General features: G+C 66.0%; 4 protein-coding genes and 1 pseudogene. All 5 read left to right on the top strand.

Going from position 1 to position 5,018, the window contains the following annotated elements:
* A partial coding sequence (locus ACREE8_RS11595; protein ID WP_431573154.1) for an ABC transporter permease occupies positions 1-1,073 on the top strand: 1,073 nt, incomplete at its 5' end.
* A 17-nt stretch (positions 1,074-1,090) separates the two neighbouring features.
* Positions 1,091-1,966 (top strand): ABC transporter permease, encoded by an 876-nt coding sequence (locus tag ACREE8_RS11590; RefSeq protein WP_431573153.1) that lies wholly within the window; start codon positions 1,091-1,093, stop codon positions 1,964-1,966.
* Positions 1,963-3,630, top strand: a complete 1,668-nt coding sequence (locus ACREE8_RS11585; RefSeq protein ID WP_431573152.1) for an ABC transporter ATP-binding protein — start codon at positions 1,963-1,965, stop codon at positions 3,628-3,630. Before ACREE8_RS11590 ends, ACREE8_RS11585 begins: the two co-directional genes overlap by 4 nt.
* Positions 3,631-3,653: 23 nt before the next feature.
* Positions 3,654-4,595, top strand: coding sequence for an alpha/beta hydrolase fold domain-containing protein (locus ACREE8_RS11580; protein ID WP_431573151.1), 942 nt, complete (start codon positions 3,654-3,656; stop codon positions 4,593-4,595).
* 220 nt (positions 4,596-4,815) lie between these two features.
* Positions 4,816-5,018, top strand: a pseudogene (locus ACREE8_RS11575) (hypothetical protein); the annotation flags it as partial.

The raw sequence follows: 5,018 nt of genomic DNA, 5'->3' as shown, positions 1-5,018 counted from the left end.
CGCCCCTGGCCGGTCTTTCCGGCTTCCTTCGCCGCGTCGCCTTCGGCGGCCGGCGATCGTCAACAGCAAACCAGCGTGAGGGCTCGGCCGTGGCAGCCAGGGCACTGAATCCCATTGTTCGGACGATCCTGCAGCGCTTGGGGCTCGGCCTCATCACCCTGCTCATCGTGTCGGTCATCATCTTCTCCGCGGTGACGATGCTGCCCGGGGATTTCGCCAAGGCCATCCTCGGCCAGGCCGCGACCCCCGACACCGTCGCCGCCTTCCAGCGGGAGGTCGGTCTCAACCAGCCGCCCGTCCAGCGTTACTTCGAATGGATCGGCGGCGTGCTCCACGGCGATTTCGGCACCTCCTATTCCAATCGCGTCGGCCAGACCCGCACCGTGGTCTCCATGATCGAACCCCGGCTCGAGAACACGCTGTTCCTGGCCGGCATGACGGCGATCATCGCCGTGCCGCTGGCCTTGATTCTGGGCATGCTGGCGGCGCTCTACCGGAACAGCTGGTATGACCGCCTCGTCAATCTCGTCACCTTGACGTCGATCTCCTCGCCTGAATTCTTCGTCGCCTACATCCTGATGCTGTTCCTGGCCGTCCGGTTCCCGATCTTCTACGCCCTGGCCTCCGTCGACGCCGACACGCCTTTCTGGGAACGGGTCGCGCGCTGCGCGCTCCCCTCCATGACGCTGGTCCTCGTCATCGTCGCGCATATGATGCGCATGACGCGCGCGGCCATCATCAATCTCCTGGCCAGCCCCTATATCGAGATGGCCCGTCTCAAGGGCCTGCCGCCCTCGCGCATCATCTATCGCCACGCGCTGCCCAATGCCTGGGCGCCGATCGCGACCGTGATCGCGGTCAATCTCGCCTATCTGATCGTCGGCGTGGTGGTGGTCGAGGTGGTGTTCGTCTATCCCGGCATCGGCCAACTGATGGTGGATGCGGTGTCGAAGCGCGACATGCCGGTGGTCCAGGCCTGCGCGCTCATCTTCGCCACCACCTATATCCTGCTCAATCTCCTGGCGGACGTGATCTCGATCGTCACCAATCCGCGCCTGCTGCATCCGCGATGACGGTGGGAGCGAACGACATGACAAGCCAGACCGCCTCCGAACGCATTCCCCCGCAGCGCCGCTGGTGGCAGACGGCGTGGCGCGAGCTCAAACGCGCCCCGATCACCGCCTGGTTCGGCATGATCGTCATCGCCATCTATGTCTTCCTGGCGGTGTTCGCCCATTGGGTGGCGCCCTATTCCGAGAACGAGCTGGTGGGCGCGCAATACGAGCCCTGGAGCAGCCAGTATCTGTTCGGCACCGATCAGCTCGGCCGCGACATGCTCTCCCGCCTGATCTATGGCGCGCGCAACACCATCGGCATCGCCTTCCTGACGACGCTGCTGGCCTTCCTGATCGGCGGCTTCATGGGGCTGGTCGCGACGGTGCTGGGCGGCTGGATCGACCAGCTCCTCGGCCGCGCGGTCGACGTGCTGATGGCGATCCCGCAGCTGATCTTCGCCCTGGTGCTGCTCTCCATCGTCGGCGCCTCGATCGTGAACCTCATCCTCATCATCGCGATCCTCGATTCCACCCGCGTCTTCCGCCTGACGCGCGCGGTCGCCATGAACATCGTGGTGCTGGATTTCGTCGAGGCCGCGAAGCTGCAGGGCGAGAAGATCGGCTGGATCATGTCGCGCGAGATCCTGCCCAACATCCTGCCGCCGCTGGTGGCCGAGTTCGGCCTGCGCTTCTGCTTCGTGTTCCTGACCGTCAGCGCGCTTTCCTTCCTCGGGCTCGGCATCCAGCCGCCGACCGCCGACTGGGGCTCGATGGTGCGCGAGAATGCGACGCTGATTAACTATGGCGACATCACGCCGCTGCTGCCGGCGGGCGCGATCGCGCTCCTGACGGTCGCGGTCAATTTCGTCGTCGACTGGTTCCTGCACAAGACGAGCGGGTTGAAGGAATGACCACCGTGCAAGCGAAAGCCAAGCCCGGCAGCGCCGGCGACATCCTGCTCGAGATCCGGGGCTTGAGGGTCGAAGGGCAGAGCGACGAGATCTGGCACGAGATCGTCAAGGGCGTGAACCTGACCCTGCGCCGCGGCGAGGTGCTGGGGCTGATCGGCGAATCCGGCGCCGGCAAATCGACCATCGGCCTTGCCGCCATGGGCTATACCAAGCCCGGCTGCCGCATCTCGGCCGGCACCGTCATGTTCGACGGGGTCGATCTGGCCAAGGCGCCCGAGCAATCGAAACGCAAGCTCTGGGGGCCGCGCCTTTCCTATGTCGCGCAATCGGCCGCGGCCTCCTTCAATCCGGCCCATCGCCTGATCGAGCAATATGTGGAGATTCCGGTCAATCACGGCGTCATGGGCGTGTCGGAGGCCAAGAAGCAGGCGGTCGATCTGTTCCGCCAATTGCGCCTCCCCGATCCCGAGCATATCGGCGCGCGCTATCCCCATCAGGTGTCGGGCGGCCAGTTGCAGCGCGCCATGACGGCGATGGCGATGTCCTGCCATCCCGACCTGATCGTGTTCGACGAGCCGACCACGGCGCTCGACGTCACCACCCAGATCGAGGTGCTGGCTGCGATCAAGGACGTGGTGCGTCAGCTCAACACTGCCGCGATCTATATCTCGCATGACCTGGCCGTGGTGGCGCAGATGGCCGACCGGATCATGGTCCTGCGCTATGGCGAGCTGGTCGAGGAGGCCCCGACCGGCCAGATGCTGTCGAACCCGCAGCAGGCCTATACCAAATCGCTCTGGGCCGTGCGCTCGCTGCACAAGAAGGAAGATCCCACCGGCGAGAATATCCTCCGGATCCAGAACATCGATGCCAGCTACGGCAACGCGGTCAAGGTGCTGCATGACGTCTCGGTCGACCTGCCGCGCGGCCGCACCGTCGCCGTGGTCGGCGAGTCCGGCTCCGGCAAATCGACATTGGCGCGCGTCATCACCGGCCTCCTGCCGCCGAACAAGGGCTCGGTCACCTTCAACGGCCAGCCCCTGCCGCCGGCCCTGAAGAACCGGCCCAAGGACATGCTGCGCCGGCTGCAGATGATCTATCAGAGCCCGGACACGGCGCTCAATCCGCGCCGGCGCGTGCGCGACATCATCGGCCGGCCGCTGCAGCATCATCTGGGCCTGCGCGGCTCGGCGCGCGACAAGCGCGTGGTCGAGCTGCTGGAGATGATCGAGCTCGACCGCCGCTTCATGGACCGCCTGCCCAGCGAGCTCTCCGGGGGGCAGAAGCAACGCGTCTGCATCGCGCGGGCGCTGGCCGTCGAGCCCGATCTCATCATTTGCGACGAGGTCACCTCGGCCCTCGACCAGATCGTCGCCGAGGGCATCCTCAAGCTGCTGCTGCGCCTGCAGAAGGAGCTCGACGTCTCCTATCTCTACATCACCCACGATCTCGCCACCGTGAAGGCGATCGCCGACTGGGTGGTGGTGATGCATCAGGGCAAGGTGGTGCAGCAGGGACCGAAGGAGCAGGTGCTGAAGCCGCCGCACCATCCCTATACCGAGCTGCTGCTGTCCTCGGTTCCGGAGATGGATCCGCGCTGGCTCGACGGGCTTCTGGCCCGACGCGCGGCGGCCGCCGCCGCCAAGATGGCGCCCGTCGCCTGAACGGCCGAAGGAACTGACACATCATGGATATCCGGGCGCGTCTCGATCCGGAGATGCTGGCCGCCATCGCCGAGAGCCAGCGGATCTATGCCGGCGAGACCTTCGACCTGCAGAACCTTCCGGCGGCGCGCGCGATCTATGAACGCGAACGCCGCTTCTGGAACAGCGATGGCCCGGCCCTGGCCGAGGTCCGGGATTTCTCGATCCCGGGCCCCTACGGCGCCGTGCCGCTGCGGCTCTATCGCCCCTCCACCCAAGGCCTGCTGCCGGCCCTCGTCTTCCTCCATGGCGGCGGATTCGTGCTTGGCAACCTCAATACCCATGACCGCATCATGCGGCTCCTGGCCGAGCGGTCAGGTGCCGCGGTCATCGGCGTCGATTACCGGCTGGCGCCCGAGCATAAGTTCCCGGTTCAGCTCGAGGAGATCGCGGCGACCCTCGACTGGTTGGCGAGCGAGGGCCGGAGCGCCGGCATTGACGCGTCGCGCCTGGCGCTCGGTGGCGATTCCGCGGGCGCCCACTTCTCGCTCAGCGTCGCCATCGCCCGGAACGGCAGGCGCCCGTCCCTCAAGGGCCTGCTGCTCTATTACGGCACCTACGGTCTCGACGATTCGGTGTCGATGCGGGTCTGCGCCAACGAGCTCGACGGCGTCACGCCGCCCGATCTCGATTTCTATTGGAACGCCTATCTGCGCAGCCCCCGCGACCGCAAGGATCATCGCCGCGATTGCCTCTCGGCCGATCTCGCCGGCCTGCCGCCCGCCTATGTCCTGGCGCTCGAGCTCGACACCTTGCGCGACGACAGCCTGGCGCTGGTCGAGCTCCTGACCCGCGCCGGCGTACCCTGCCGGCTCACGCGCCATGACGGCGTGCTGCATGGCTATCTGCATTACAGCCGTGTGATCCCCAAGGCGATGCGAGCGATCGAAGAGAGCGCGTCGGCCTTGCGCGGCTGGCTGTTCTGAAGTTGCGGGCTCGGCACCTGACCTTGATGTCGCAGCCGCCCGGCTTTGGAAACCCGCGGGTTTCCGTAACAGGCTGATTCGGTCCGAAGATTTCCCCAGGGAAACCGGCCAAAACGGGACCGACGACCCCGCTCGAAGAGAATCCCGGTTTGCTTAACCAGGGCCGACGGGCATAATCGCGCCAATCGTAAATACGCTAAAAACGTAGGAAATCCCCCACATGCCCAGCCGTCGCGCCCGCCTTTCCAGGCCCGCTGTTCGATCGCTGTCCGCCTCGCTGTCGATGGTCTTCGCCCTGCTGCTGGCGACGAGCCCGACTCATCCGGCATTCGCCGCGGACACGCTGATGGACGCCCTTGCCAAAGCCTATAACAACAACCCCCAGCTCCAGGCGGCCCGCGCGCAATTGCGGGCGACCGATGA

This window comes from Hypericibacter sp. (assembly GCF_050729195.1).
Taxonomy (GTDB): domain Bacteria; phylum Pseudomonadota; class Alphaproteobacteria; order Dongiales; family Dongiaceae; genus Hypericibacter.
This window is presented reverse-complemented; position numbering and strand designations above follow the sequence as displayed.